This is a genomic window from Sphingomonas bacterium, from assembly GCF_028289855.1.
Lineage (GTDB): Bacteria > Pseudomonadota > Alphaproteobacteria > Sphingomonadales > Sphingomonadaceae > Sphingomonas.
In genome coordinates, this window is the sequence record NZ_JAQGKZ010000081.1 from 13,699 (window position 1) to 38,048 (window position 24,350).

At 65.3% G+C, this 24,350-nt stretch carries 24 protein-coding genes and 1 pseudogene; 7 read left to right on the forward strand and 18 right to left on the reverse strand.

Going from position 1 to position 24,350, the window contains the following annotated elements:
- Positions 1 to 19 precede the first annotated feature (19 nt).
- The 3 genes from JWM94_RS09570 to recR all read right to left on the reverse strand — a co-directional run bounded on the left by JWM94_RS09570 (position 20) and on the right by recR (position 2,731).
- A complete protein-coding gene (locus JWM94_RS09570) occupies positions 20 to 1,369 on the reverse strand; it encodes a DNA recombination protein RmuC (protein ID WP_299425651.1) in 1,350 nt (449 codons plus the stop codon).
- Positions 1,370 to 1,565: 196 nt separating this feature from the next.
- Positions 1,566 to 2,090 (reverse strand): peptide deformylase, encoded by a 525-nt coding sequence (def, locus tag JWM94_RS09575; RefSeq protein WP_299425654.1) that lies wholly within the window; start codon positions 2,088 to 2,090, stop codon positions 1,566 to 1,568.
- Between the two features lie 44 nt (positions 2,091 to 2,134).
- Positions 2,135 to 2,731: a recombination mediator RecR gene (recR, locus tag JWM94_RS09580; protein ID WP_299425658.1), complete on the reverse strand. Its 597-nt coding sequence runs from the start codon at positions 2,729 to 2,731 to the stop codon at positions 2,135 to 2,137.
- A 53-nt stretch (positions 2,732 to 2,784) separates the two neighbouring features.
- On the opposite strand from recR, the gene fmt reads away from it, so the two are divergent.
- Positions 2,785 to 3,723, forward strand: a complete 939-nt coding sequence (fmt, locus tag JWM94_RS09585) for a methionyl-tRNA formyltransferase (RefSeq protein WP_299425661.1) — start codon at positions 2,785 to 2,787, stop codon at positions 3,721 to 3,723.
- Positions 3,720 to 4,466: a tRNA pseudouridine(38-40) synthase TruA gene (gene truA / locus JWM94_RS09590; protein WP_299425665.1), complete on the forward strand. Its 747-nt coding sequence runs from the start codon at positions 3,720 to 3,722 to the stop codon at positions 4,464 to 4,466. The genes fmt and truA overlap by 4 nt, the downstream gene beginning before the upstream one ends.
- Here the strand turns inward: truA and JWM94_RS09595 are convergent.
- The 6 genes from JWM94_RS09595 to JWM94_RS09620 all read right to left on the reverse strand — a co-directional run bounded on the left by JWM94_RS09595 (position 4,456) and on the right by JWM94_RS09620 (position 11,924).
- Positions 4,456 to 5,640: a class I SAM-dependent RNA methyltransferase gene (locus tag JWM94_RS09595; RefSeq protein WP_299425670.1), complete on the reverse strand. Its 1,185-nt coding sequence runs from the start codon at positions 5,638 to 5,640 to the stop codon at positions 4,456 to 4,458. The genes truA and JWM94_RS09595 overlap by 11 nt on opposite strands.
- Positions 5,637 to 7,028 carry an NAD(P)H-hydrate dehydratase gene (locus JWM94_RS09600; RefSeq protein ID WP_299425673.1) on the reverse strand — a complete coding sequence of 464 codons (1,392 nt, stop codon included), beginning with the start codon at positions 7,026 to 7,028 and terminating at the stop codon, positions 5,637 to 5,639. The genes JWM94_RS09595 and JWM94_RS09600 overlap by 4 nt, the downstream gene beginning before the upstream one ends.
- Positions 7,025 to 7,411, reverse strand: a complete 387-nt coding sequence (locus JWM94_RS09605) for a hypothetical protein (RefSeq protein WP_299425676.1) — start codon at positions 7,409 to 7,411, stop codon at positions 7,025 to 7,027. Before JWM94_RS09605 ends, JWM94_RS09600 begins: the two co-directional genes overlap by 4 nt.
- A complete protein-coding gene (gene ilvD, locus JWM94_RS09610) occupies positions 7,398 to 9,119 on the reverse strand; it encodes a dihydroxy-acid dehydratase (RefSeq protein ID WP_299425679.1) in 1,722 nt (573 codons plus the stop codon). The genes JWM94_RS09605 and ilvD overlap by 14 nt, the downstream gene beginning before the upstream one ends.
- Positions 9,120 to 9,358: 239 nt before the next feature.
- Entirely contained in the window at positions 9,359 to 10,189 is an 831-nt protein-coding gene (locus tag JWM94_RS09615; RefSeq protein WP_299425683.1) for a 4-(cytidine 5'-diphospho)-2-C-methyl-D-erythritol kinase, read from the reverse strand.
- A gap of 76 nt (positions 10,190 to 10,265) precedes the next feature.
- Complete coding sequence (locus JWM94_RS09620; protein ID WP_299425687.1) at positions 10,266 to 11,924, reverse strand: electron transfer flavoprotein-ubiquinone oxidoreductase; 1,659 nt, start codon at positions 11,922 to 11,924, stop codon at positions 10,266 to 10,268.
- Positions 11,925 to 12,052: 128 nt separating this feature from the next.
- Here JWM94_RS09620 and JWM94_RS09625 point away from each other — a divergent pair, with 128 nt between their 5' ends.
- The 3 genes from JWM94_RS09625 to moaB all read left to right on the forward strand — a co-directional run bounded on the left by JWM94_RS09625 (position 12,053) and on the right by moaB (position 15,103).
- Positions 12,053 to 12,778 (forward strand): uracil-DNA glycosylase, encoded by a 726-nt coding sequence (locus tag JWM94_RS09625; protein WP_299425690.1) that lies wholly within the window; start codon positions 12,053 to 12,055, stop codon positions 12,776 to 12,778.
- Positions 12,775 to 14,487, forward strand: a complete 1,713-nt coding sequence (locus tag JWM94_RS09630) for a lytic transglycosylase domain-containing protein (protein WP_367185878.1) — start codon at positions 12,775 to 12,777, stop codon at positions 14,485 to 14,487. Before JWM94_RS09625 ends, JWM94_RS09630 begins: the two co-directional genes overlap by 4 nt.
- Before the next feature lie 88 nt (positions 14,488 to 14,575).
- Positions 14,576 to 15,103, forward strand: a complete 528-nt coding sequence (moaB, locus tag JWM94_RS09635; protein WP_299425694.1) for a molybdenum cofactor biosynthesis protein B — start codon at positions 14,576 to 14,578, stop codon at positions 15,101 to 15,103.
- Positions 15,104 to 15,107: 4 nt separating this feature from the next.
- On the opposite strand, the gene JWM94_RS09640 is transcribed toward moaB, so the two are convergent.
- Together JWM94_RS09640 and JWM94_RS09645 are read right to left on the reverse strand one after the other, a co-directional pair.
- The gene (locus tag JWM94_RS09640; RefSeq protein ID WP_299425697.1) at positions 15,108 to 15,611 is read right to left on the reverse strand and encodes a YbjN domain-containing protein; all 504 of its coding nucleotides are present in this window, start codon (positions 15,609 to 15,611) and stop codon (positions 15,108 to 15,110) included.
- A gap of 61 nt (positions 15,612 to 15,672) precedes the next feature.
- A complete protein-coding gene (locus tag JWM94_RS09645; protein ID WP_299425700.1) occupies positions 15,673 to 16,014 on the reverse strand; it encodes a VOC family protein in 342 nt (113 codons plus the stop codon).
- A 52-nt stretch (positions 16,015 to 16,066) separates the two neighbouring features.
- On the opposite strand from JWM94_RS09645, the gene JWM94_RS09650 reads away from it, so the two are divergent.
- Positions 16,067 to 17,137 carry a PA0069 family radical SAM protein gene (locus JWM94_RS09650; RefSeq protein ID WP_299425703.1) on the forward strand — a complete coding sequence of 357 codons (1,071 nt, stop codon included), beginning with the start codon at positions 16,067 to 16,069 and terminating at the stop codon, positions 17,135 to 17,137.
- A gap of 21 nt (positions 17,138 to 17,158) precedes the next feature.
- Here the strand turns inward: JWM94_RS09650 and JWM94_RS09655 are convergent, their stop codons facing one another.
- The 5 genes from JWM94_RS09655 to rutB all read right to left on the reverse strand — a co-directional run bounded on the left by JWM94_RS09655 (position 17,159) and on the right by rutB (position 20,488).
- Entirely contained in the window at positions 17,159 to 17,452 is a 294-nt protein-coding gene (locus JWM94_RS09655) for a hypothetical protein (protein WP_299425706.1), read from the reverse strand.
- The gene (rutA, locus tag JWM94_RS09660; RefSeq protein WP_299425709.1) at positions 17,449 to 18,510 is read right to left on the reverse strand and encodes a pyrimidine utilization protein A; all 1,062 of its coding nucleotides are present in this window, start codon (positions 18,508 to 18,510) and stop codon (positions 17,449 to 17,451) included. The genes JWM94_RS09655 and rutA overlap by 4 nt, the downstream gene beginning before the upstream one ends.
- 4 nt (positions 18,511 to 18,514) lie before the next feature.
- Positions 18,515 to 19,294 (reverse strand): pyrimidine utilization protein D, encoded by a 780-nt coding sequence (rutD, locus tag JWM94_RS09665; RefSeq protein WP_299425712.1) that lies wholly within the window; start codon positions 19,292 to 19,294, stop codon positions 18,515 to 18,517.
- An 83-nt stretch (positions 19,295 to 19,377) separates the two neighbouring features.
- The gene (gene rutC / locus JWM94_RS09670) at positions 19,378 to 19,761 is read right to left on the reverse strand and encodes a pyrimidine utilization protein C (protein ID WP_299425716.1); all 384 of its coding nucleotides are present in this window, start codon (positions 19,759 to 19,761) and stop codon (positions 19,378 to 19,380) included.
- Between the two features lie 4 nt (positions 19,762 to 19,765).
- Entirely contained in the window at positions 19,766 to 20,488 is a 723-nt protein-coding gene (rutB, locus tag JWM94_RS09675) for a pyrimidine utilization protein B (RefSeq protein WP_299425719.1), read from the reverse strand.
- A 207-nt stretch (positions 20,489 to 20,695) separates the two neighbouring features.
- Here rutB and JWM94_RS09680 point away from each other — a divergent pair, with 207 nt between their 5' ends.
- Entirely contained in the window at positions 20,696 to 21,226 is a 531-nt protein-coding gene (locus JWM94_RS09680; RefSeq protein ID WP_299425722.1) for a hypothetical protein, read from the forward strand.
- Positions 21,227 to 21,236: 10 nt separating this feature from the next.
- On the opposite strand, the gene JWM94_RS09685 is transcribed toward JWM94_RS09680, so the two are convergent.
- Together JWM94_RS09685 and JWM94_RS09690 are read right to left on the reverse strand one after the other, a co-directional pair.
- On the reverse strand, positions 21,237 to 22,832 hold the full coding sequence (locus JWM94_RS09685) for a long-chain fatty acid--CoA ligase (RefSeq protein ID WP_299425725.1): 1,596 nt from the start codon (positions 22,830 to 22,832) through the stop codon (positions 21,237 to 21,239).
- A gap of 42 nt (positions 22,833 to 22,874) precedes the next feature.
- Positions 22,875 to 24,350, reverse strand: a pseudogene (locus tag JWM94_RS09690) (DNA polymerase III subunit alpha); the annotation flags it as partial.

Here is a 24,350-nt window from a genome sequence, read left to right on the forward strand (position 1 = left end):
TACTCCGACGAATCAATCCCTAGGCCGAACGATCCGATATCTCGTTGACCGACGCAAGCTTCACCAGCGGGCGCGGGGTTTGCTCGATAATCGGGGGCGATTCGATCGTCCTTCCCCCGGTGTCGATATTATATTCCTCGAAACGCTTGGCTTGCGTCAGCACCTGCGTTTCCAGGCTGCCGACAAACGCATTGTACGCATCGTTGGCGAGGCCGATGTTACGGCCGAGCTTGGCGACGTGTCCGCCCATCACAGCGAGCCGCGCGTAGAGTTCCTTGCCAAGCTCGGCGATTTCGCGCGCTTCGCCGGCGAGCTTTTCCTGCCGCCATACCGCCGCCACCGTGCGCGCGATCGCGATCAGGTTGGTCGGGGTGGCGAGCAGCACGCGACGGTCGAACGCGAAGTCCCACAAGGTCGGATCCTGTTCGAGCGCAGCCGACAGGAAATGCTCGCCGGGGACGAACATGATGACATAATCGGGCGCGTCGTCGAACTGGTTCCAATACGCCTTCGCGCCAAGCGCGTTGACGTGCGCACGCATCGATGCGGCGTGGCGGACGAGACCCGCGGCGCGCTCGGTATCGTCGATCGCGCCGAACGCGTCCTGGTAATCGTTGAGCGACACCTTGGCGTCGATCACCAGCGAATTGCCGCCGGGCACACGGATGATCACGTCGGGACGCAACCGCCCACCCTCGCCGTCATCGACCGAAACCTCGGCGCGGAAATCGGCGACATCGGACAGGCCACAGCTTTCGAGCACGTTGCGAAGCTGCTGCTCACCCCAGCGGCCGCGCGCCTTGGGGGCGTTGCGCAGCGCGTTGACCAGTTTCGACGCCTCGGCGCGGACCGATTCGCTGCCGACGCGCATCGATTCGATCTGCCCCTTCAGGTCGCCGAACGCGTCACGGCGCTCGGCCTCGACCTTGGCCACACCCTGCTCATAGCGTTCGAGCCGTTCGTGAACGGGTTGCAACAACGCCTTGAGATTCTGCCCGCTTGTCGCTTCCGACTCTTTGAACCGCTGATCGGCGCGCTGGAGAAACTTGGTCTGCGCATCGTCGAGCAATTTCTGCCCGACCTCGGCGAACTGCCGCCCCAGCGCCTCCTTGGCGGCAACCAGTTCGGCTAGCCGCGCTTCGAACGCCGCCTCGCGCTCGGTGCTCGTCGCGCGGTGGCTGTCGAGCGCACGCATCGCGGTATCGCGCTCGGTGGTGACTTCGGCAAGCAGCTTGCGCGTCAGATCGTGCTGCTCGGCATGAACCTTCGCCGCGGCGAGTTCACCGACGCCATGACGCGACGCGAACAGCCAGCCGATGATCGCCCCGACGGCGAGCGCGCCCAGCGCGGCGAGGATGATCCCGGTCACCTCGAATACCCCTCAAAGGTCGCAAAAGTCACACCCCCAACGCGCGCGCGGGCGCCCGCGCGCGGCGGACGGCGGATATTATCGGCGGAGTCAGGCGAGCATGGCGTCATGCGCGGAACATAGAACGAACGCGGCGTGTAGGACAGCCCCAATTTCGCGCGACGGATGAGCATCCGTCTGGGCAAGTAGGAAAGCTTCAGGCCCCCTTCCGGAGCTTCGCGAGCTTCTTCATCAGCATGTCGCGCTTGAGCTTCGAGATATGGTCGGTGAACAGCACGCCGTTGAGGTGATCGATCTCGTGCTGAACGCACGTTGCCATCAGGCCGTCCATATCCTCCTCGTGAGCCGCGCCATCGGCATCCTGCCATTTGACCCGGCAGCGTGTCGGGCGCTCGACCTCGGCATATTGCTCGGGGATCGACAGACAACCTTCGTTGTAGACCGACGTTTCGTCGCTAACCGACAGAATTTCCGGGTTTATGAACGTCAGTGGGCGCCGGACGGGCTCGCCGCCCTCTTCCTCGGGCTCCTGCAGGTCCATCACGAACAATCGGCGCTCGATCCCAACCTGAGTCGCGGCCAGGCCGATGCCGCGCGCGGCGTACATCGTCTCGAACATGTCGGCGGCGATCGCGCGGATGCCATCGTCCACTGCCGCTACGGGAGCGGCGACGGCGCGCAGGCCGGGATCGGGGACTTCGAGAATGGTCAGGACGGTCATGGCGGTCAGCTAGAAAAGCCCCCGCCCCGCGTCAAGGCAAGCGATCAGCCGACCGGGCGCCGCGCGCGCATCGCCTGGGCCAGCGTGCCTTCGTCGAGATAGTCGAGCTCGCCGCCGACAGGCAGCCCGTGCGCGAGCTGCGTCAGCCGTACCGGAAATCGCTCGATCCGCTCGGCAATGTAGTGGGCGGTAGTTTGCCCCTCGAGCGTCGCGTTCATCGCCAGCACGACTTCGTCGATTCCGCCCGCCTCGACTCGCTGCACCAACCGCGCGATGCCGAGATCCTCGGGCCGCACGCCGTCTAACGCCGACAATCGGCCGCCAAGCACATGATACCGCCCCGGGAACAGCCGCGAGCGTTCGAGCGCCCACAAATCGGCGACTTCCTCGACCACGCACAGACTGCGCTGGTCGCGGCGCTGGTCGGCGCACACCGCGCAGGGATCGCTGGTGTCGATATTGCCGCAGGTCGAACAGGTCGCGAGTCGCCGGTCGACCGCCTCCAGCGCCGACAGCAACGGCGCCAGCGCGCCCTCGCGTTTCTTGAGCAGGTGGAGCACCGCGCGCCGCGCCGACCGCGGACCTAGGCCGGGGAGCCGGGCCAGCGCTTGCGTCAGCGCCTCGATTTCCTGCGATGCCATGCCGGACAGATAGGGGGTTGCGCCCCGCCCTGCCAAGCGGTGAAAGGCCCGTCATGCGGATCGTCTTCATGGGCACCCCCGATTTTGCCGTTCCGGTGCTCGATGCGCTGGTCGCGGCGGGTCATGACGTCGTGGCGGCGTACAGCCAGCCGCCGCGCCCGGGTGGACGACGCGGGAAGGAGTTGACCCCCTCCCCGGTACAGGCCCGCGCCGAAGCGCTGGGGATCGCAGTGCGGACGCCGACAACGTTGCGCGATGCGAGCGCGCAAGCGGAGTTCGGGGCGCTGGCGGCGGATGTCGCAGTAGTCGCCGCTTACGGCCTGATCTTGCCGCAAGCGGTGCTCGACGCGCCTAAGCACGGCTGTCTCAACGTGCACGGGTCGATCCTGCCGCGCTGGCGCGGCGCGGCGCCGATCCAGCGCGCAATCCTGGCGGGGGATGCCGTGACCGGTGTCTGCATCATGCAAATGGAGGCCGGACTCGATACGGGGCCGGTGCTGCTCGAAGGGCGGATGCCAATCGGCGACTACGATACAGCGGGCGTGCTCGCCCACCGGCTGTCGCTGATCGGTGCCCGGTTAATGGTACAGGTACTCGGCGACATGTCGGCCTACAAACCGATCGCTCAATCCGAAAACGGAGTCGCCTATGCGTCGAAGGTCCACAAGACCGAGGCCCGTATCGATTGGACTTTAAGCGCGCGTCAGGTCGATCGACAAATCCGTGCGTTCAATCCAGCACCCGGCGCCTGGTTCGAATATCAGGGCGAACGGATCAGGGTGCATGAGGCGCGCCTGCAGAGTCTTCCGGACGATTTGCAGAACGTGACTTTCGCTACCGGCCCCGGTGTGGTGATCGACGACCAGCTTGCGATCGGTTGCGGCGAAGGCGCGATCCGGCCGCTAGCGATCCAGCGCGCCGGGCGTGGCGTCATGACGTCAACGGAGCTTTTGCGCGGTTTCCCAATACCGCCCGGCACGATTCTCGAATGACTCGGTTCGCGCTGACGGTCGAATATGACGGCCGCCCGTTCATGGGCTGGCAGCGGCAGGATCACGGACCGAGTGTGCAGGCCGCGGTCGAGCGCGCGGCGCAAGAGATTACCGGCGAGGTGGTCGCCGTCCACGCTGCCGGCCGGACCGATGCCGGCGTCCATGCGCTCGGCATGCGTGCGCATCTCGATATCGCGCGGACGATCACGCCGTTTCGGCTGATGGAAGCATTGAATGCGCGGTTGCGGCCCGATCCCGTGGCGGTGCTGGGGTGCGAGGCCGTGCCCGACGACTGGCACGCGCGCTTCTCCTGCCTCGCGCGGCATTACGAGTACCGCATCGTCACGCGCCGCGCGCCGCTGACCTGGGAGGCCGGGCTGGCGTGGCGTGTCCCGCACGATCTGGACGCGGTTGCGATGGCTGACGCCGCACAGATACTGGTGGGAAGGCATGACTTCACCACGTTCCGCTCGGCGCATTGCCAGGCCGACAGCCCGCTCAGGACGCTCGATCGGCTCGACGTCACCGCCGGCGGCGATCGGATCGGCGTGTTCGCCTCAGCACGGTCGTTCCTGCATCATCAGGTGCGGTCGATGGTCGGATGCCTCGCGCTGGTCGGCCAGGGCAAATGGTCGAAGGCCGACCTCGAGGCGGCGCTCGAGGCGGCGGATCGCACGGCCCTCGGCTTCAACGCGCCGCCCGACGGGCTGTACTTCCTGCGCGCGGACTATCCTAGCGGCTGAACCGTGCCGCGAGCTCGACATGAGTCGACCAGCGGAACTGGCCGACCGGCTGAATCCAGTCGAGCCGGTAGCCACCTTCGCACAGTGTCTGAGCATCGCGCGCAAAGCTGCTTGGGTTACAGGAAACGTATGCGATGACCGGCACCTTGCATGCCGCCAGGTTCGTCGCCTGCTCGCGTGCGCCGGAGCGCGGTGGGTCGAGCACGATGGCGTCGAAGCGATCGAGCTCCGCAACGCTCAACGGACGGCGATACAGGTCGCGATGCTCCGCAAATACCGGACGTCGCGCGATTGCCGCGGCGCCCTTCAACGACAGAATGACGTCACGACCCGCCTCCGCCGCATAGACCTTGGCGGGCGCCAGCGAGAGGGCGAAGGTGCCGAGTCCGGCGAACAGATCCGCGATCATCGCCGATGGCCCGACCGCCTCACGCACGGCAGCGATCAACGTCGCCTCACCCTCGCGCGTCGCCTGAAGAAAGCTGCCATGCGGAAACGCGACCGGCACGCCGCCCAGCGTCACCGTCACCGGCTCGGGCTCCCAGCGAGTCTCGGGGCCGATCCCGTCATCGGCGGCGAAGCGCGCGACGTGGTGTGTCAGGCAAAAATCGTTGATCGCCTCTGCCGCGGCGAGCCCTTCGGCCCCTGCCCCGATCAGTACATCGACCCCTTGGTCGCATAACGTCAGCTGGATGTCGGCGCGGCGCTTGAATCCGATCCTGGTGAGCAGCGTGCGCAACGGCGCGACCAACGCGAACAGCTCGGGCGCGAGGACATGGCATTCCGAGATATCGACGAGCGAATGGCTGCCCGCCTCGGTAAAGCCGATCCGGACCCGGCCACCCTTGGCCTCGGCATGGAGCGTCGCGCGGCGGCGGCTGCGCGGCGGCGAGACGATCGGCGAGCGGATGTCGGCGGTCAGGTCGTGCGCCGCTAACGCGCTGGCGATGCGGTCGGTCACGAAGCCGGCATAGCTCTCATCGTCGAGATGCTGGAGCTGACATCCGCCGCAAAGCGGGAAATGGCGGCAAGGTGGCGCCTGATGGTGTGGACCGGGCGTGAGCGAGCCGTCAGCGAGCAGGGTGTCCCCCGGCGCGGCAAGCGCGGCGTGGCGCCCGTCGGCGGTAATCCCGTCCCCGCGCGCGGCGACGCGGACGATCGTGTCGATGGTCATAAAGCGGCTCTGACGGCCGACAGTTCGCGCGCCAGGTCGTCGGCGATGAACGCGCCGCCAAGGCGTCGGGCAGACTCGGCATGCATCCAGACCGCCGCTTCGGGCGGATTGCCTGCCGCGACCATCGCGCCGGTTGCACCCGCCAGGACGTCGCCGGTTCCCGCAGTCGATAGCCAACTGCTCGCGGCAGCCGCGACGATCACCTCGCCATCGGGAGACGCGATCACCGTATCCGGCCCCTTGAACACGATCGTCGCGCCCGACCGCGCGGCGGCCTGCCGGGCCGCATCGATCTTGCTGCCGGTATAGTCGCCGAACGCCGCCTTGAACTCGCCAGCGTGCGGCGTGAGCACCGTCCCGCCCCTGCGGCTCGCCAGCGCCTCCGTCCGCCTTGCATCGAGCAAGTGGAGCGCGTCACCATCGATCACCAATGGCCGATCGGTCGCAATCGCCGCGTCCAGCTTTGCCGCCGCGTCCTTACCACAGCCCAGCCCCGGCCCGACGACGATCGACACCGCCTTCTTGCCGTCAAGCGCCTCTCCGAGCGCCGCGACCGACCATTTCTTGCGCACTAGCGCATGTGGCGCGTCGGACGGATCACTGCTGAACAACAGGACATAGCCCGCGCCTGCCCGCAACGCAGCTTCGGCCGCCAATGTGCTGGCGCCCGGCATCGCGCCGCCGACCACCGCGACCAGCCCGCGTGAATATTTGTGCGCGTCTATCGCTGGCGGCACGAGACCGGGTTTGGCCAGCACACGGCACTGGCTGGCAACGTCGTTCAAGCCAATGTCGATCAAACGCACAGTGCCGCACTTTGACGCCGCCGGTTGGAGCATATGCGCGGGCTTGAGCGCGCCGAGCGCCAGCGTCAGGTCAAAACATGGTACGTCACCCAGCACCGCGCCGTCATCGGTCGCGACTCCGCTGGGCAAATCGACCGCGAGCGACAATCTAGCGTCACCGACCAATCGAGTCAGCGCGGCTTGCAACGATCGGTCGAGTGGGCGCGACAATCCGGTCCCGAACAGCGCATCGACAATCACTGGGGATCCGTGCGCCGCGCTCACGCTTTCGATCGCTACATCGCATTTTTCGCGGGCGGCGGTTGCCGCGTTGCTTGTGGATAAATCATCGGCCGCGGCCCGTACGGCCACGCCGTTCGCCCGGAGAATCCGCGCCGCGACATAGCCGTCGCCGCCATTGTTGCCCGGCCCGCACAGGATCAGCACCGGCGCGCCGGCTGCCAGTCGCCGGACTGCCTCGGCAACCCCCGCTCCGGCGCGTTCCATCAGCTCCTCGACGTTCGACCCGGCGGCGATCGCGCGTTCCTCCGCCGCACGGATTTCGGCGGCGGTCAGGATCAGCTGGCCCTCGATCGGGATCACTGGGCTGCCTTGGCTTTCACCGTCGCAGGCAGGCGATAGCGGTCGTTGCCGATTGCGACTTCGATCCGTCCGTCGCCGAGCACTGCGACCCTCGCCACCTCCGCGCCATCGGCGGCGATGACGCCACGGCCATCCTTGACTACGAGCAAGCGGTGGAAGCCGTTGTCGGAGTGGCGGACGGTCAGGATCAACCCCTCGGCGGTTTCGGTACGCTCGACGGTACAGTCGCGCGCAAACGCAGCGGCGCCCGAGATGGCGCACTCGATACGGTCGTCGCTGGCCACCTGCGTCTGAGCATTCTCGATCTGCGCGCTGTAATCGGATGGCTGCTGACTGCACGCCGTCAGCGCAAAGGCGCCAAAAACCGCGCTAGATATCCGCATAAACGTGCGTCTCCGCCGCGGCCCCGGGATGAGTGACGGCGCCTTGCGACGCGGGACCGACATTGCGGGCATAGCGCCACAGCGCACCCGATTGATAGTCGTTGGTCCGTGGGCGCCAAGCGGCACGCCGCAAGGCGAGCACGCCGTCGGGCACGTCGAGGTCGATCGTTCCCGCTTCGGCGTCGATGCGGATCGTGTCACCGTCCTCGATCAGCGCGATCGGCCCGCCGTCGGCCGCTTCGGGCCCGACATGGCCGATGCAGAAGCCGCGCGTCGCGCCGGAGAAGCGCCCGTCGGTGATCAGCGCGACTTTCTCGCCCATGCCGAGGCCGTAGAGCGCGGCGGTGGTCGACAGCATCTCGCGCATGCCAGGCCCGCCCTTGGGCCCTTCGTAGCGGATGACGAGCACTTCGCCCTCGTTGATCGAACGCGCTTCGACTGCGGCGAAGCAATCCTCCTCGCAATCGAAGCAGCGCGCCGGGCCGGTAAACTGCAACCGATGCATCCCTGCGACCTTGACGATCGCCCCGTCTGGCGCGAGCGAGCCGCGCAGGCCCACTACGCCGCCGGTCGGACTCAGCGGCGCCTTGACGTCATAAATGACTTTCTGATTGGGATTCCACGTAACTTCGTCGATATTTTCGCCGAGCGTCTTACCGGTGACGGTCAGGCATTCGCCGTCGAGCAGGCCGTTGGTGAGCATCGTCTTCATCAGCATGTAGACGCCGCCCGCCTCGTACATGTCCTTGGCGACATATTGCCCGCCGGGCTTGAGGTCGGCGATGTAGGGTGTCGACTTGAATGCCTCGGCGACGTCAAACAGGTCGAATTCGATCCCCGCCTCGCTCGCCATCGCCGGCAAATGCAACGCGGCGTTGGTCGAGCCGCCCGTCGCCGCGACCACGCGCGCCGCGTTGACGAAGGCCGACCGCGTGCAGATGTCGCGCGGGCGCAGATTATGCTCGAGCAACTCCATCACCTGATGCCCGGCGGCGACCGCAATTTGTTCGCGCGTGCTGTAAGGAGCAGGCACCATATTGCTGTTCGGTAAGGATAAGCCGATCGCCTCACCGACGCACGCCATTGTGTTGGCGGTGAACTGGCCACCGCACGCGCCGTGGCCGGGGCACGCGACCTTTTCCATCGCGTGTAACTCGCTGATCGGGCACGTGCCCGCGGCGAAGCGGCCGACCACTTCGAACACATCGACGACGGTGATGTCCCTGTCGTGGAACCGGCCGGGCAGGATCGACCCGCCATAGACGAAGATCGACGGAATATTGAGGCGGAGCATCGCCATCATCATGCCCGGCAGCGACTTGTCGCACCCGGCGAACCCGACCAGCGCGTCGTAGCAATGACCGCGCACGCTGAGTTCGACCGAATCGGCGATGACCTCGCGGCTGACCAGCGAGGATTTCATCCCCTGATGCCCCATCGCGATCCCGTCGGTGACGGTGATCGTGTTGAAGCGCCGCGGCATGCCGCCGTTTTGCTTCACGCCCTCACGCGCAGCGTCGGCCTGGACGTCGAGCAGCGTATTGCACGGCGCGCTGTCGTTGCCCGCGGAGGCGAGCGCGACGAACGGGCGGGCGATTTCCTCTTCGGTGAGGCCCATCGCATAATAATAGCTGCGGTGCGGCGCGCGCTCGGGGCCGACCGAGACGTGGCGGCTGGGCAGCGTGGATTTGTCGAAGCGGTTGGTCATGGCGCGACAGCCTATGTCGCGGGAGGAGCGATTCGCGCAAGTCTGTTGCGTGGTGAGGCCGGGGATGACGCTGGCCTCCCCCGGCCATGACGTCCGGCTGAGCCGGAGACCATGCGCTGGCGCGCTGCTCGAACGGACCCGCGTGGCGATCGACACGCAAGATTGTGGCCAGTTGAGGATTCGTGCGGGTTACGATGGTTAAGCAGCGGTGCGCGGTCCCGCTACGGCACGGATAAGTGTCACGCGAGTGTCGATTCGAGACACCACCAATCGGGTTGCGCAGCGGTGATGGCGGCATAAGCGACGGAGCGCGCGGCTTCGGCATCGAACAGCGCGAAGCACGTCGCGCCCGATCCGGACATGCGAACCAGCCAGGCGTCGGTGCGTTGCAGCGCCGCCAATACCTCGGCGATCTGTGGACACAACCGGATCGCCGGTTCTTCGAGGTCATTGCGGCCGGCCAGGGCGATCTCGCGCGCGGTGCCTTGGGGCAGCGGGTCGCGATCGACGCCATCCCACGCGTTGAACACCGCACCGGTCGAGAGTGGAACGCGCGGATTGACCAGCAGCACCGGGCAACCCGCCAGATCGTCTGACGCCACGTGCAGGTCCGTACCAACACCAATACCGATCCGGGTGTGACCTACGATGCAGGCGCCGACATCCGCGCCCAGATGCGCAGTGGCCAGCACCAGCTCCTTGTTGTCGCCATTGTGTCCGTATTGGCGATCCAGCAGTCGGATCATCGCCGCCGCATCCGCCGACCCGCCGCCGATCCCGGCAGCAACCGGCAAATACTTGGTCAGCGTAATAGCGAGCGGCGGGATATCGCCGAACGGCTGGTCGCGCATCGCCGCCAGCGCGGCGAGGACCAGGTTATCGGTGATCGACAGCCCCTCGGCAAAGGGGCCGACGATCCTCAACTCGTCCGCCCGCGTCTCTTCGATCTCAAGCCGATCGCCATCGCGGCAAAACGCGAACAGCGTCTCGATCTCGTGATAGCCGTCGGGCCGCCGTGCGCGAACGTGGAGCGCGAGGTTGATCTTGGCGGGCGCAAGTTCGGTGATCACTTCTCGTTCCCCGACGAAGGCCGGGGCCCCGTTGCGGGCCGGCCCAATACTGGACCCCGGCCTTCCCCGGGGAACATCACATGTTAGGATAATTGGGCCCGCCGCCCCCCTCAGGCACCACCCATACGATGTTCTGGGTCGGATCCTTGATGTCGCACGTCTTGCAGTGGACGCAGTTCTGCGCGTTGATCACGAACTTGGGGTTGCCCTCTTCCTCCCCGACAATTTCGTAGACGCCGGCTGGGCAGTAACGCTGCGCCGGCTCGTCATACATCGGCAGGTCGTATTCGACCGGGATGTCCGGGTCCTTGAGCGTCAGGTGGACGGGCTGGTCCTCCTCGTGGTTGGTGTTCGAAACGAACACCGAGGAAAGCCGGTCGAACGTCAGCACGCCGTCAGGCTTCGGATAGGCAATCGGCTTGACCATGTCCTTGCGCCACAGGCTCTTATGGTCGGGATGATGCTTCATCGTGAAGGGCATTTTGATGCCCCAGCTTTCCAGCCACATGTTGATCCCTGCCAGCGGCGTGCCGAACAGCTCGCCGAATTTCTCGACCAGCGGCAACACGTTGCGGACGACCGACAGCTCCTTCTTGACCCAGCTCTTGTCGTACGCCTCGGTATAGGCGGTCAGCTCGTCGCCCTGGCGTTGTGAATGCACCGCGTCATAGGCGGCACGCGCGGCCATGATGCCGGACATCATCGCGGTGTGCGTGCCTTTGATCCGCGGCACGTTGAGGAAGCCCGCGGTGTCGCCGATCAACGCGGCACCGGGCATCACCAGCTTGGGCACCGACTGGTACCCACCGTCGGAAATCGCGCGCGCGCCGTACGACACGCGCTTGCCGCCTTCGAGGATCGCGGCGATCGCGGGATGAGTCTTCCACCGCTGCATTTCCTGGAACGGCGACAGATACGGGTTCGAATAATTGAGCCATGTCACGAAGCCGAGCGCGACCTGGCCGTTGGCCTGGTGATAGAGGAACCCGCCGCCGTTCGACCCGCTCTCGCTGAGCGGCCAGCCCTGCGAGTGGATCACGCGGCCCTGCGCATGGTTCTCGGGCTTGATGTCCCAGAGTTCCTTGATGCCGAGGCCATAGACTTGCGGCTCGCAATTGGCGCGCAAGTCGAAACGGTCGACGAGCTGGCGAGTCAGATGCCCGCGCGCGCCTTCGGCGAAGAACGTATATTTGGCGTGGAGTTCGAGCCCGGGTTGGTAATCGGGCTTGTGGCTGCCATCGCGCGCGACCCCCATGTCGCCGGTCGCTACGCCCTTCACCGTGCCGTCCTCGGAATAAAGGATTTCCGCCGCCGCGAAGCCCGGGAAAATCTCGACTCCCAATTCCTCGGCTTGCCCCGCCAGCCAGCGGCATAGATTGCCCAGGCTGCCGGTGTAGGTGCCCTTATTGTGCATGAAGCCGGGGGTGACGATGTGCGGCATCGAGAACCGCTTTTTCTTCGTCAAGATCCAGTGCTGGTTGTCGGTGACCGGCACTTCGGCGAGCGGGCAGCCCTTGTCGCGCCAGTCTGGGATCAGTTCGTCGAGGCTGCGCGGATCGATCACCGCGCCCGACAGGATGTGCGCACCGACCTCGGACCCTTTTTCCAGCACGCAGACTGCGATCTCGCCGCCCTTTTCGACCGCGAGCTGCTTCAGCCGGATCGCCGCCGACAGCCCCGCCGGCCCCGCGCCGACGATCACCACGTCGTACGGCATCGACTCGCGTTCGCTCATCCTCGTTCTCCCCGGGGCGAAGCCCCATCCTACTACGCCGCCGGTCATCGCACGGCGGCAACGGTTGGTCCCCGAAGCGGTGCCCGCGAATTGACCCCGCCGTCAACTATCGACTCTATGGGCATCACATGGGGGCTGACCAAAATCACGATTGGCGCGCGAGCGTCGCCAGCGCGCTCGAATGGTGGCGCGACGCCGGGGTCGATTGCGAAATCGACGATAGCCCACGCGACTGGCTGGCGCGCGCGCCGTCGCCCGACAAACTGCCGTCGGTCGTGCGCGAAGAACTGGTCGAGGCGCCCACGCTTCCCGCGACCCTCACCGAATTCGCCGCGTGGCGGATCGGCAGCGCCGCGCCCGAGGCCGGCTGGCCGGGGCAGGCGCTCGGCGCGCAGGGCGACCCTGCCAGCGGATTGATGATCCTGGTCGACATGCCCGACCGCGAGGACGAGGCGGTCGGCGCATTGCTGTCGGGCAGTGCGGGGCGACTGTTCGACGCCATGCTCGCGGCGATCGGTCGCGACCGGCAATCCACCTATCTGACGGCGCTCGCCGTGAAGCGGCCGCCGGCTGGCCGCGTGAGCACCGATACGGCGCAGGACCTGGAGACGATCATCCGCCATCACCTCTCGCTCGCCGCGCCGAAACGCGTGCTGGCGCTCGGTAATGCGGCGAGCCGTGCGCTGACGGGGCTGGACGTCGCCGATTCGCGTGGAAGTTTACGCGTCGTTAAGCATGATGGCGGGACAAGCGAGGTCGTGGCGAGCTTTCACCCGCGCTTCCTGTTGGAGCGGCCTGCGGCGAAGGCGGATGCCTGGAGAGACCTGAAGATGGTGATCGGGGGGTTGGAGTGAAGTTCTCGCGTTCATTGGCGGCCACGGCGCTGGCGCTGACCCCGATCATGGCGACCCCCGCGTTCGCGGCAGGCGATCCCCCCGCCCCCGGCGCGATGGCGCGCGGCATCCCCGCGCAACTCGATTCGGACCAGCGCGCCGGCTACGCCGCGGTGTTCAAGGCGATCCGCGAACAGCGCTGGGCCGACGCGCAGATCGGGTTGACCGCGATGAAGCCCGGTCCGCTCCATGCGATCGCGCAGGCCGAACTCTATCTCGCGAAGGGCTCGCCCAAGGTCGACAACGACCCGCTGCTCGCGGTGCTGACCAACGCCCCCGAACTGCCCGAAGCGCCGAGCATTGCGCGCATCCTGATGACGCGCGGCGTCGTCGCCCCCGGCCTGCCGGTTCCGCAGAAGCTGGTCTGGGTCAACGGCGCCTCGACTCGCGGGCGCGCCAAGGCGACCAAGCTCGACCTCGCCGCCGCCGAACTCGCGCTCAAGATGCAGCCCTACATCAAGGGCGACATGGGGCCCGAGGCGCAGGCGCTGCTCGACGCGACGCCCAATCTCACGCCCGAAGCGCAAACCGAATGGCAGCAACGCGTCGCGTGGATCTATTTCCTCCAGGGCGACGACGACAACGCCCGCGTCATGGCGACCAAGGCGCGCGTCGGCAGTGGCGACTGGGCGGTTCAGGGCGAATGGGTCGGCGGACTCGCGGCCTGGCGCCAGGGCGATTGCACCGCCGCCGGTCAGGCGTTCGTCAGCGTGGCCGCTCGGGCCAGCGACGTCGAGTTGCGCGCAGCCGGACTCTATTGGGCCGCGCGCGCCGACATGAAGTGCGCCCGGCCGCAACTGGTCGAAGCGCGGTTGAAGAACGCAGCGCAGCTCGACGAGACATTCTACGGCATGCTCGCGCGGCAACAGCTGGGGATCAAGGAAACGCCGCGTATCTCCGACGAGTTGATGCTCGCCGACTGGGACAAGCTCCAGAACCGTCCTAACGTCCGTGTTGCCGCCGCGCTGGTCGAAATCGGCGAGACCGACCTGGCCGACGACGTGCTCAAACAGCAGGCGAAGATCGGTCCGGCAATCGAATATGCCTCGTTGGTCCGCCTGACCGAGACGCTCGATCTCCCCGAAACGCTGATGTGGCTCGGCAACAATTGCCCGCAAGGCGCCAAGCCGCCGACGATCGCGCGCTTCCCCGCGCCGAAATGGACGCCCGACGGCGGGTGGAAGATCGACAAGGCTTTGGTCTACGCCCACGCGCTCCAGGAATCGCGCTTCAAGCGCAACGTCATCAGCCCGGCGGGCGCGTATGGCCTGATGCAGATCATGCCCGCGGCGGCGACCGACTATGCGCGCGAACGCGGCATCACGGTCGATCGCGGCGCGCTCACGCAGCCGTCGGTCAATATGGCGGTCGGCCAGCGCACGCTCGAGCGGCTGAGCACGCAGAGCTTCACCAACGGATCGCTGATCAAGGTGATGGCGGCGTACAATGCCGGGCCGGTGCCGGTGATGGCGTGGAACGCGACCGTCAAGGATGGCGGCGACCCCCTGCTCTACATCGAATCGATCCCCTATTGGGAAACGCGCGGGTACGTGACGACGGTGATGCGCAATTACTGGATGTACGAGGCGAAGGACGGTCGCCTCGCATCGCCGAGCCGCACCGCGCTGGCGCAGGGCAAGTGGCCGAAGTTTCCGGGCGCCAATCGCTAGGTGATTTTATTGTCCGTTCGTGCTGAGCCTGTCGAAGCAGATGTTCTGGGCACGCCCTTCGACAAGTTCAGGGCGAACGGGGGTTTAGATGGCGATCGATGAAACACAGGAATTCTTGCCTGTCCGCATCGCTGTCCTGACCGTATCGGATACGCGCGGGCTGTCCGAAGACCGATCAGGCGATACGTTAATCGAACGCCTCACCACCGCCGGCCACATCCTCGCCAACCGCGCGCTCGAGCGCGACGACGTCGATGCGATCGTCGAGCGCCTTGCGACCTTGATTTCCGACCCCGAAATCGACGTGATCATCACCACCGGCGGCACCGGCGTGACCGGCCGCGACGTCACCCCCGAAGCGGTCGAGGCGGTCGCGGAAAAGATGATCCCCGGCTTCGGCGAGGCTTTCCGCTGGCTGAGCTACCAGAACATCGGCACCTCGACGATCCAGTCGCGCGCGTGCGCGTGTGTCGCCGGCGGCACCTATATCTTTGCGTTGCCGGGATCGACCGGCGCGGTGAAGGACGGGTGGGACATGATCCTCAAGGACCAGCTCGACAGCCGTTTCCGCCCCTGCAATTTCGTCGAACTTATGCCGCGGCTAATGGAGCGTTGACCCGCTATTTCGTCTTGGGATTGAGATAGCGGTTAACCTCGCTCAACGAGCTCTCCATCCAGCCTAGCAAATCGGCGAAATTGGTCTGGTTCAGCCCGCCGATCGTCGACACATCATGGTCGAAGATCAACTCCTTCTTGGCGCTGATGTGCGCGCGCAGGAACCGTTTGTCGTTGTTCCATTTATTCGCAAACGCTTCCGTATAGGTCGGGTCGGCCTCGAAACTGGCGTAAAACTGGATCGCGGCGCATTGCTTGTGATCGACGCAATCGTAGAAATAGATCGAATACGAATAACCCGACGCCGCACTGTCGATCTCCGGGTCGCCGACGCCGTCCTTTGTCAGCTTGGCCTTGTAACCCGCTTTTTGCAGCGCGGTGACGATCGTCGCCGGGTCGCTCGCACAGACCATATTGGCCGCGCAGGGCTGATCGTCCTTGGCCTGCGCCGGCGACGTCGTCGCGGCGAGCAGCACGCCGAAACCCGCCGCGAAATAACGCTTTTTCATCGTTTAATCCCCCGATTGCCCTCGCATCATTTCTGCTGTCTTCATTCGGGCATCGCAAGCATTATTGCGGGTCGGGCTGCATCGCCGCCAATTCGTTGCCGCTGGGATCGCGAAAGTGGAACCGCCGTCCACCGGGAAACGCGAAGATCGGCTGGGTGATTGTCCCGCCCGCATCCGTCACCGCCGCCAGCGTTGCGTCGAGATCGTCGACCTGGATCACCGCCAGCGGCGCCGCGGTCCATTGCGAGTGGTCTCCGTTCAGCCCCAGATCGGTCTCGCCAGTCATCGTCGCGGCATAATCGTCGCCGAAGTCGGTGAACGACCAGCCGAACGCCGCGGTGAAAAACGCCTTGGTCAGCCCGGTATTCTGCACCGGCAATTCGACATAGTTGAGCTTGGCCATTTTCGCCTCCAATGTTCTTGCTATGTTCTAGCGCGCGTTCTACGTTCCCGCAATGGCAAAAGCCCGTCCGGTTCGCGGCGCCACGGTCAATCGTGAAAGCACGCGCTTCAATCTGCCGCAACGCGAGGCGGATGGCGACTGGCTCGATGCGCTGGAGGATATCGACGGCGCGCCGCCAAAACTCAAGACCGCCGTCACGGTAGAAACCGCGCGGACGATCATCACCCGCAACCAGTCGCCCGACATCGGCTTCGACCGCTCGATCAATCCGTATCGCGGGTGCGAGCATGGCTGCATCTATTGCTTCGCCCGGCCGACGCACGCCTATCACGATCTGTCGCCAGGGCTCGATTTCGAGAGCAAGCTGTTCGCCAAGCCCAATGCGCCGGTGTTGCTGCGCGAGGAACTGAGCAAGCGCGGTTATGTCTGCAAGCCGATCGCGTTCGGGACCAACACCGATCCGTACCAGCCGATCGAGGGCCATTGGCGGATCACCCGCGAATGTATTCGCGTGCTGGCGGAGACCGACCATCCGCTGACCATCACTACCAAGTCCGACCGCGTGGTGCGCGACATCGACTTGCTCGCGCCGATGGCGGCGAAGGGGCTGGCGGCGGTGGCGATCTCGGTGACCTCGCTCGAGAGCAAGATCGCGCGCACCGTCGAGCCGCGCGCGCCGCACCCCGAACGCCGGCTGACCGCGGTGCGGCGGCTGGCCGATGCCGGCATCCCCGTCTACGTCTCGATCGCCCCTGTGATCCCGGCGATCACCGACCACGAGATCGAACATATCGTCGAGCGCGCGGCCGAAAGCGGCGCGCGCGGCGTGTTCTTCCTCCCGGTCCGCCTGCCGCACGAAGTCGCGCCTTTGTTCCGCGCCTGGCTCGACGAGCATTTCCCCGATCGTGCGGGCAAGGTGATGTCGATCATCCGCGAGATCCGGGGCGGTCGCGACAACGACCCCGATTTCTTCACGCGGATGAAGGGGCAAGGGCCGTGGGCGGAGTTGCTCCGCACGCGGTTCCAGATCGCGGTGCGGAAGCACGGGCTGAACAGGGAGCGGTTGGCGGTGCGGAGTGATTTGTTCAGGGCGCCCAGGGGGGCCCAGGGGGAGTTGTTTTAACTGGTCTCGGAGGCAGCTCCTTCAATACCAACGACGCTGTTCGCAAGCAGTTGGAAACGCAATCACAACATCTGCCGATCGATTGACAACTCCTTCTGTCGCCGGATTATGCGGAGTGGCTTCTGTATCGAACGCTTCGGCACTGGGAAATTTGGCAATAATTTCCGCATTGAGCGCGGGACTGATGGGTTGGTCCATGAACACGACTTGTTTGGGTTTCCATTCACTAGAGATGGCTTTGACGACGTTGCCGGCTCCAATCGCCAAATTAGCAATGCCCTCGATCATCTCGGAAGAAATTTGCCCATCGCTCATTTCCGCCGACTCTTCATCAACGGCTGAATCTTCGTCCCGAAATCCTCGACCCCCTGAATGAAATCGTCGAACGTCAGCAGCACGCCGCCGGTGTTGGGCACCTCCGCCATTTCGTCGAGCATCCGCGCGATGCTCGCATGGCTGCCGACCAAAGTCCCCATGTTTATGTTGACCGCACCCTCGGGCGCGGCGAGCTGGCGGACGATGGTGGTGGCGTTGACCTTGTCGGCGGCGCCCTGGTTGGCGAGCCAAGCGATCGCGTCGTGATCGACCCCGGCGTTGATGTGCTTCCACCGCGCCATCGCTTCCTCGTCGGTGTCGGCGGCGATGATCATGACGAGGACGAATACCGACACGTCGCGCCCGGTTTTGGCGGTCGCTTCGGCGAGGCGGACGTTGTTCGACGCGAACGCGGTCGGGGTGTTGACGCCCTTGCCGAGGCAGAAGGCGTAGTCCGCCCATTTCGCAGAGAAGGCGAGCCCCTCGTCCGACGAGCCGGCGCAGATGATCTTCATGTCGCCCTCAGGCTTCGGGCGGACGAGGCAATCGTCCATCTGGTAATAGTCGCCCTTGAAGTCGCTCCGCCCGGTCTCCCACAGCTCGCGAAGGATACGAGCATATTCGTCCAACATCTGGTAACGATTGCGGAAATGCTCGTCGCCGGGCCACAGCCCCATCTGGCTGTATTCGGGCCGCTGCCACCCGGTGATCAGATTGAGCCCGAACCGCCCGTGGCTGATGCTGTCGATCGTGTTGCACATCCGCGCGGCGAAGGCGGGCGGGATGACGAGCGTCGGGCAGGTCGCGTAAATCTTGATCTTCTCGGTCACCGCGGCGAGGCCCGCCATCAGCGTGAAGCTTTCCAGACCATATTCCCAGAACTCGGTCTTGCCGCCGAACCCCCTTAGCTTGATCATCGACAGCAGGAAATCGAGCCCGTGCTTCTCCGCCGACTGCGCGATCTGCTTATTCATGTCGAACGACGGCATGTATTGCGGCGCGTTCTCCGAAATCAGCCAGCCATTGTTGTTGATGGGGACGAAAACGCCGACTTGCATGGGCTTAGCTCCTGAGGAAATCGAGGACGATGCGGTTGAAGGTGTCCGGGTCGGTGACATTGCAGGCGTGGCCGCCCCAGGGCATCAGTGACAGCGAGATATTGTCGTTGGCGGCAGCGAGGTTCTCCGACGCCGTGTAAGGCACGAGCATGTCGTCGCGGCTGGCGAGCGCCAGCGTCGGCGTGGTCAGCGAGCCGATCCATTCGCTCGCGTCGAACGTCTCGATCGCGGCGATGCGCTTCATCAGTTTCACTTCGCCCTGGAAATGCGCGGCATGGACCTCGGTTTCGCGCGCCAGCCGGTCGCCGTTCTTGGCGATCCAGGCAGCCGGGAACAGGAAAATCGGCTGGGCTTGGAGATAAGCTTGGGGTCCACCGGCATTGAGGATGTGCAGCCGCGCGTCGAAGCAGCGCAACGTAAACGGCTCGGTTTTCGCCCAGCCGTTGATGACAACCAGCTTGTTCAGTCGCTCGGGCGCGAGTCGCGCCAGCGCCAGCCCGATGATCCCACCCAGCGCGTGCCCCATCAGGTCGGCACGATCGATGTCCACACCGTCCATCAGCGCGATCACGTCACGCGCCATGTCGTCGATCGAGGTCGGGTTGGGGATGGCCGGGTCGCTCCTACCCGTGCCGCGATGGTCGTAGGCGATGACGCGGCGATGCTCGGCGAGCGCCGTGAGATTCGGCGCCCAATAGCCGCCCGATCCGCCCAGCCCGGCCGACAGGATCAGCGGCGGGCCGCTGCCATGTTCTTCGTAATAGAGGCCGTTCGCTTCAGCCATGCAGTTCCCCGGCGAAGGCCGGGGTCCAGCATCGGGCCGGTCGCAACTGGGCCCCGGCCTTCGCCGGGGAACAAGTGAAAGAATCAGCCAATGTGCGCGACCGACGCGATCTCGACGAGGCAATCTGGCTTCACCAGCTCGCACTTGATACAGTAGCGCGCGGGCTTCGCGCCGGGGAAGTACTCGGCATAGACCTGGTTGAACGCGGCGTAATCGCCCAAATCCTTCAGGAAGATGTGGTTCATCGCGACATCGGCCATCGTTGCGCCGGCGGCCTCGAGCGTCACCTTGATCACCTCGAGCACGTGCCGCGTCTGCGCCGCCGCATCGCCGACATGGAGCACCGCCCCGCCCTCGCCCAGCGCGAGCACGCCCGAGACATAAACGGTGTTCCCCGCCTTCGCGCCGGCCGAATAGGGCGCGATCGGGGTCGGGAATTGCGGCGGGTTGATGGGCTCGAACGCCATGACGTCAGTCCTTGCTATCGTGTTGAGGTAATTGGCCGAAGCTGCCGCAGAAGTCCGCGACGGTGCTGACCCAGCCGAAGAACTTCTCGACGTTGTAGACCGTCGCATCCTGCATTGCGGGCGGGCCGAGATGGTGCGTCGCGTCCTCCAGCATCACGCCGAAATATTCGAGGTGGAAGCCGTCGCGCAACGTGCTTTCGACGCAGACGTTGGTCGCGATACCGACGAAGACGATGTTGCGGATACCGCGCGCACGGAGCGTCGAATCGAGCTGCGAGTTGAAGAACGCGGAATAGCGCGTCTTGTGGAGCGTGATGTCGCCCGGCTGTGGCTTGAGCGCATCGACAAGTTCATAGTCCCACCCGCCGCGCGCGAGCAATTGCCCATCGAGTTCGGGCCGCGCACGCATCGTCTTGAGCGCGTTGGACTTGTGCCAGTTGGGCGAACCGGGACCGCCGGCTTCCTTATAGTCGGCATCCCACCCGTTCTGCAGATACACCACCTGGACGCCCGCAGATCGCGCAATGTTCAACACCGTGCCGATCTTGCCGATCACGCCCGCCGCACCCGCAATGTCGAACCCCGCCAGATCGACGTAGCCCCCTTCGGACGCATAAGCGTTCTGCATGTCGATCACAACGACAGCAGTTTCGTACGGCGCAAGCCGTAGCGCCTCGGGCCGCGCCGCCAGTGTCACGCCATTTTCCCCGGCGCTGCCGGTCGTCACCATATCCATTTAGCCGAAGGTGCCGCTGCTGTCCGCGAAAGGCAAGTCAGACGACAGAAGATCCGTGTCGAGGCTCAGAAGGCATGGGTTTGTTGCCTGCCGGCAGAGTGCCGGGATCACGGCGGCTAACTGAGCCGCGCCGCGCATTGCCACTTCCACTGATAGTGATATACTGTATTAACATGGCGTATCACGACGGAGGTGGGCGTGGCGACTTCGCGGACAGCGGTTCCGGCGCCGGCGAGTACATCGTGGCTCGCGCCGAATCTGCTCGAACGCGCAATCGCGATCGGCTTCATGCTCGTCTTTGCGGGGATGCTCTATGCGATGGCGCGCGGCTGGGCGACCGGCGGTTTGGCGGAAGCCGGGCGTGCGCCGCCGATCGTCTGGCTGCATCTGGCCGTGGTCTCGATCGTGGTCGGGCTCACGCCGGTCCTCCTGCTACGCCGCCGCGGCGACCGCCTGCACCGCATATTGGGCTGGACGTGGTGCATCGCCATGTACGCCAGCGCCCTCATATCGCTCGGCATCCGTCACATCGGGCATGGGCGGCTGAGCGGAGTCCATGTGCTCTCGTTCATCTACATCCTGCTGATCCCGCTGCTGATGTTCGCCGCGCGATCGCATCGCCTACGCACGCATCGCGGCGTGGTCGTGACCGCACTGGTGATCCTGCTGCTCGCCGGCGCCGCCACTTTCCTGCCCCCACGCTACCTTGGGACGTGGATGCTGGAGTGAACGGAGACCTTTAAACCGCAGCCAGCTTGTAGTCCTTGTACCGCGCGCGCAGGTCTGTCTTGAGGATTTTGCCGGTCGCGGTGTGCGGTAGTTCGTCGATAAACACGATCTCGTCGGGCAGCCACCATTTGGCGACGTGCTTGGCGAGGTGCGCGGTGATTTCATCAGGCGTGACATTGCTGCCCGGCTTGCGCACCACGAGCAGGATCGGCCGCTCGTCCCATTTGGGATGGTAGACGCCGATCGCCGCCGCCTCACCCACCCCGGCACACCCTACCGCTGCGTTTTCCAGATCGACCGAACTGATCCACTCGCCGCCCGATTTGATCACGTCCTTGGCGCGATCGGTGATCTGCATCGTGCCGTCGGGATGGAGCACCGCGACGTCGCCCGTGTCGAACCATTGGTCCTTGTCGACCGCGTCGGCCTCGGCTTTGAAATAGCGCTTCACCACCCACGGCCCACGCACCTGAAGTCGGCCCGAACTGACCCCGTCACGCGGCTGGAGCCGGTCCTCGTCGTCGAGCACCCGAAGCTCGACCCCGAATGGCACCTGCCCTTGCTTGGACACCAGGTCGAGTTGCTCGTCCTTGCTCATCTCATCCCAATGCGGCGGCGGCGTACCAGCTGTGCCGATCGGCGAGGTTTCGGTCATGCCCCACAGATGCTTGACGACCACACCCATCCCCATGATCCGCTCGATCATCGCGCGGGGGCATGCAGAGCCGCCAATGGTTACCTGTTGCAGATATTCGGGTTTCTCGCCGGTCACATCCATATGCTGGAACATCGCCAGCCACACCGTCGGCACGCCGGCCGAATGAGTCACCTTTTCCTGGTTCATCAGCCGGCAGATGACGCTTGCCTCGTTGGTCGCCGAATAAACCAGCTTAGCCCCCGCCAGCGCGCACGCGAAAGGCAGGCCCCAGGCAGCGGCATGGAACAGCGGCACGACGGGCAGCACCACCGATCGTGAACTAAGATTGAACACCGCGGGCGCGACCTCCGCCATGGCGTGGATAACCGTCGAGCGATGCTCGTACTGGACGCCCTTGGGGTTGCCCGTCGTCCCGCTGGTATAGCAGATCATGCACGGGTCGCGCTCGGGGCCCTCGTGCCAGACGTAGTCGCCATCCTCGGCGTCGAGCAGCGCCTGAAATCCCTCCGGCCCATGGTCGTCGAAGGCGACATATTGCTCGATGCTTGTCCATTGCGGCTTCAGCCGGTCGACGATCGGCTGGAACTGCCTGTCGTAAAACAGCACACGGTCTTCTGCGTGATTGGCGATGTAGACGAGCTGCTCGTCGAACAGTCGCGGGTTGATCGTGTGGATCACCCCGCCCATGCCGATCGCGCCGTACCAGGCGGTCAGGTGATGGTGGTGGTTCATCGCGAAGGTCGCGACGCGGTCGCCCGGCTTGATGTCCCATTTTTCGAGCCGCTGCGCCACCCGCCTCGCGTCGCGGTGGATGCCCGCCCAATCGGTCCGCGTCTCGCTGCCGTCGGCCCAATAACTGACCAGTTCACGCTTGCCATGCTCGCGCGCGGCGTGATCGAGCAGGCGCATCACGCGCAACTCGAAATCCTGCATCGCGCCCAGCGTCATCCCACCCTCCAGCTATCGTCGTTGGAGCGCAGTATCCTGTGACTAGCCGACCAGCGCAAGGCGTTGCGGCGGCGCGATCGCGATCTGCGCGCTGCGCACGCCGGAAAGTGCAGCAATGCGGTCGGTCAATTCGCTGTCGAGCAGGAAATCACGTCCCAGCAGCACGGTCGCCATGCCACCGTCGGGCAGGCGCGCGGTCATCCGCGCTTCGCCCCGTGCACCACGCGCTTCGGAGAGCAAGGCGCCGAGCGCAGGGATTGCGACGACGTCATCGACTTCGATCTCCAGCATCATCCGCGTGGTGTTCGCCAGGCTCTCGAACGGCTGGATCCGCTTGATCGTGACGCGCGGCGTCTCCTCGCCCGCGCGGCGGTCGAGTTCGACCGTCAGCAACCCGCAGCCGCCGTTGCGCGCGGCTTCTTCCAGGTCGCCCGCGACGATGTCGTCGAAACACGTCGCCACGAACTGCCCTGACGGGTCGGACATCGTGGCCATCATGTAGCGTCGCCCCTTGGCGGATGTGCGCCAGCGCGCATCCTCGACCATCGCGGCCATCACCGCTCCCGCGCGGCCGTTGTCGGGGATCTGGATATCGCTGAGATCGGCGAAGCGGCGTGCGCCGTGCATCTTGGCCAATTGCGAAAAGCGATCGACGGGGTGCGCGGAGAAGTAGAAGCCGAACGCTTCCTTTTCCTGCTCCATCCGCTGCGCCAAGCTCCAGCGCGCCGACAGCGGCAGCTTGATATGCGTGCCCGACGCTTCGCTTTCGCCGAACAGCCCGCCCTGTCCGCTGGTCTTCTGGTCGTGCACGCGCGCCGCGGTGGCGAGGATCGTCTCGGCGCACGCGAAGATGCCCGCGCGGTTGACGTCGATCCCGTCGAACGCGCCCGCTGCCGCCAGTGTTTCGAGCTGGCGCTTGTTGAGCAGCCGCGGGTCGACCCGGTGCGCGAAATCGTCGAGGTTGGCGAATGCGCCGTTGACGTCGCGTTCCTCGACCAGCTTCTCCATCGCGCCCTCGCCGACCGATTTGAGCGCGGCGAGTGCGTAGCGGACCGCGAGCCCGTTCTCGACCGGCTGAACGTCGAACTCTGCCAAACTTCCGTTCACGTCGGGCGGCAGGATCGCGACATCGAGCCGGCGCATGTCGTCGACGAAGATCGCGAGCTTGTCGGTCAGATGCAGATCGTAACACATCGACGCGGCATAGAATTCGTGCGGATGGTGCGCCTTCAGCCACGCGGTCTGGTACGCCAGCAGCGCGTAGGCCGCGGCGTGCGACTTATTGAAGCCGTAGCCGGCGAACTTGTCGATCAAATCGAACAGTTCGTTCGCCTTTGCCTTGTCGATCTGGTTGGTTTCCAGGCAGCCGGCGACGAAATGGTCGCGCTGCGCGGCCATTTCCGACGCGATCTTCTTGCCCATCGCGCGGCGCAGCAAATCGGCGCCGCCGAGCGAATAGCCGGCCAACACCTGAGCCGCCTGCATCACCTGTTCCTGATAGACGAAGATGCCGTAGGT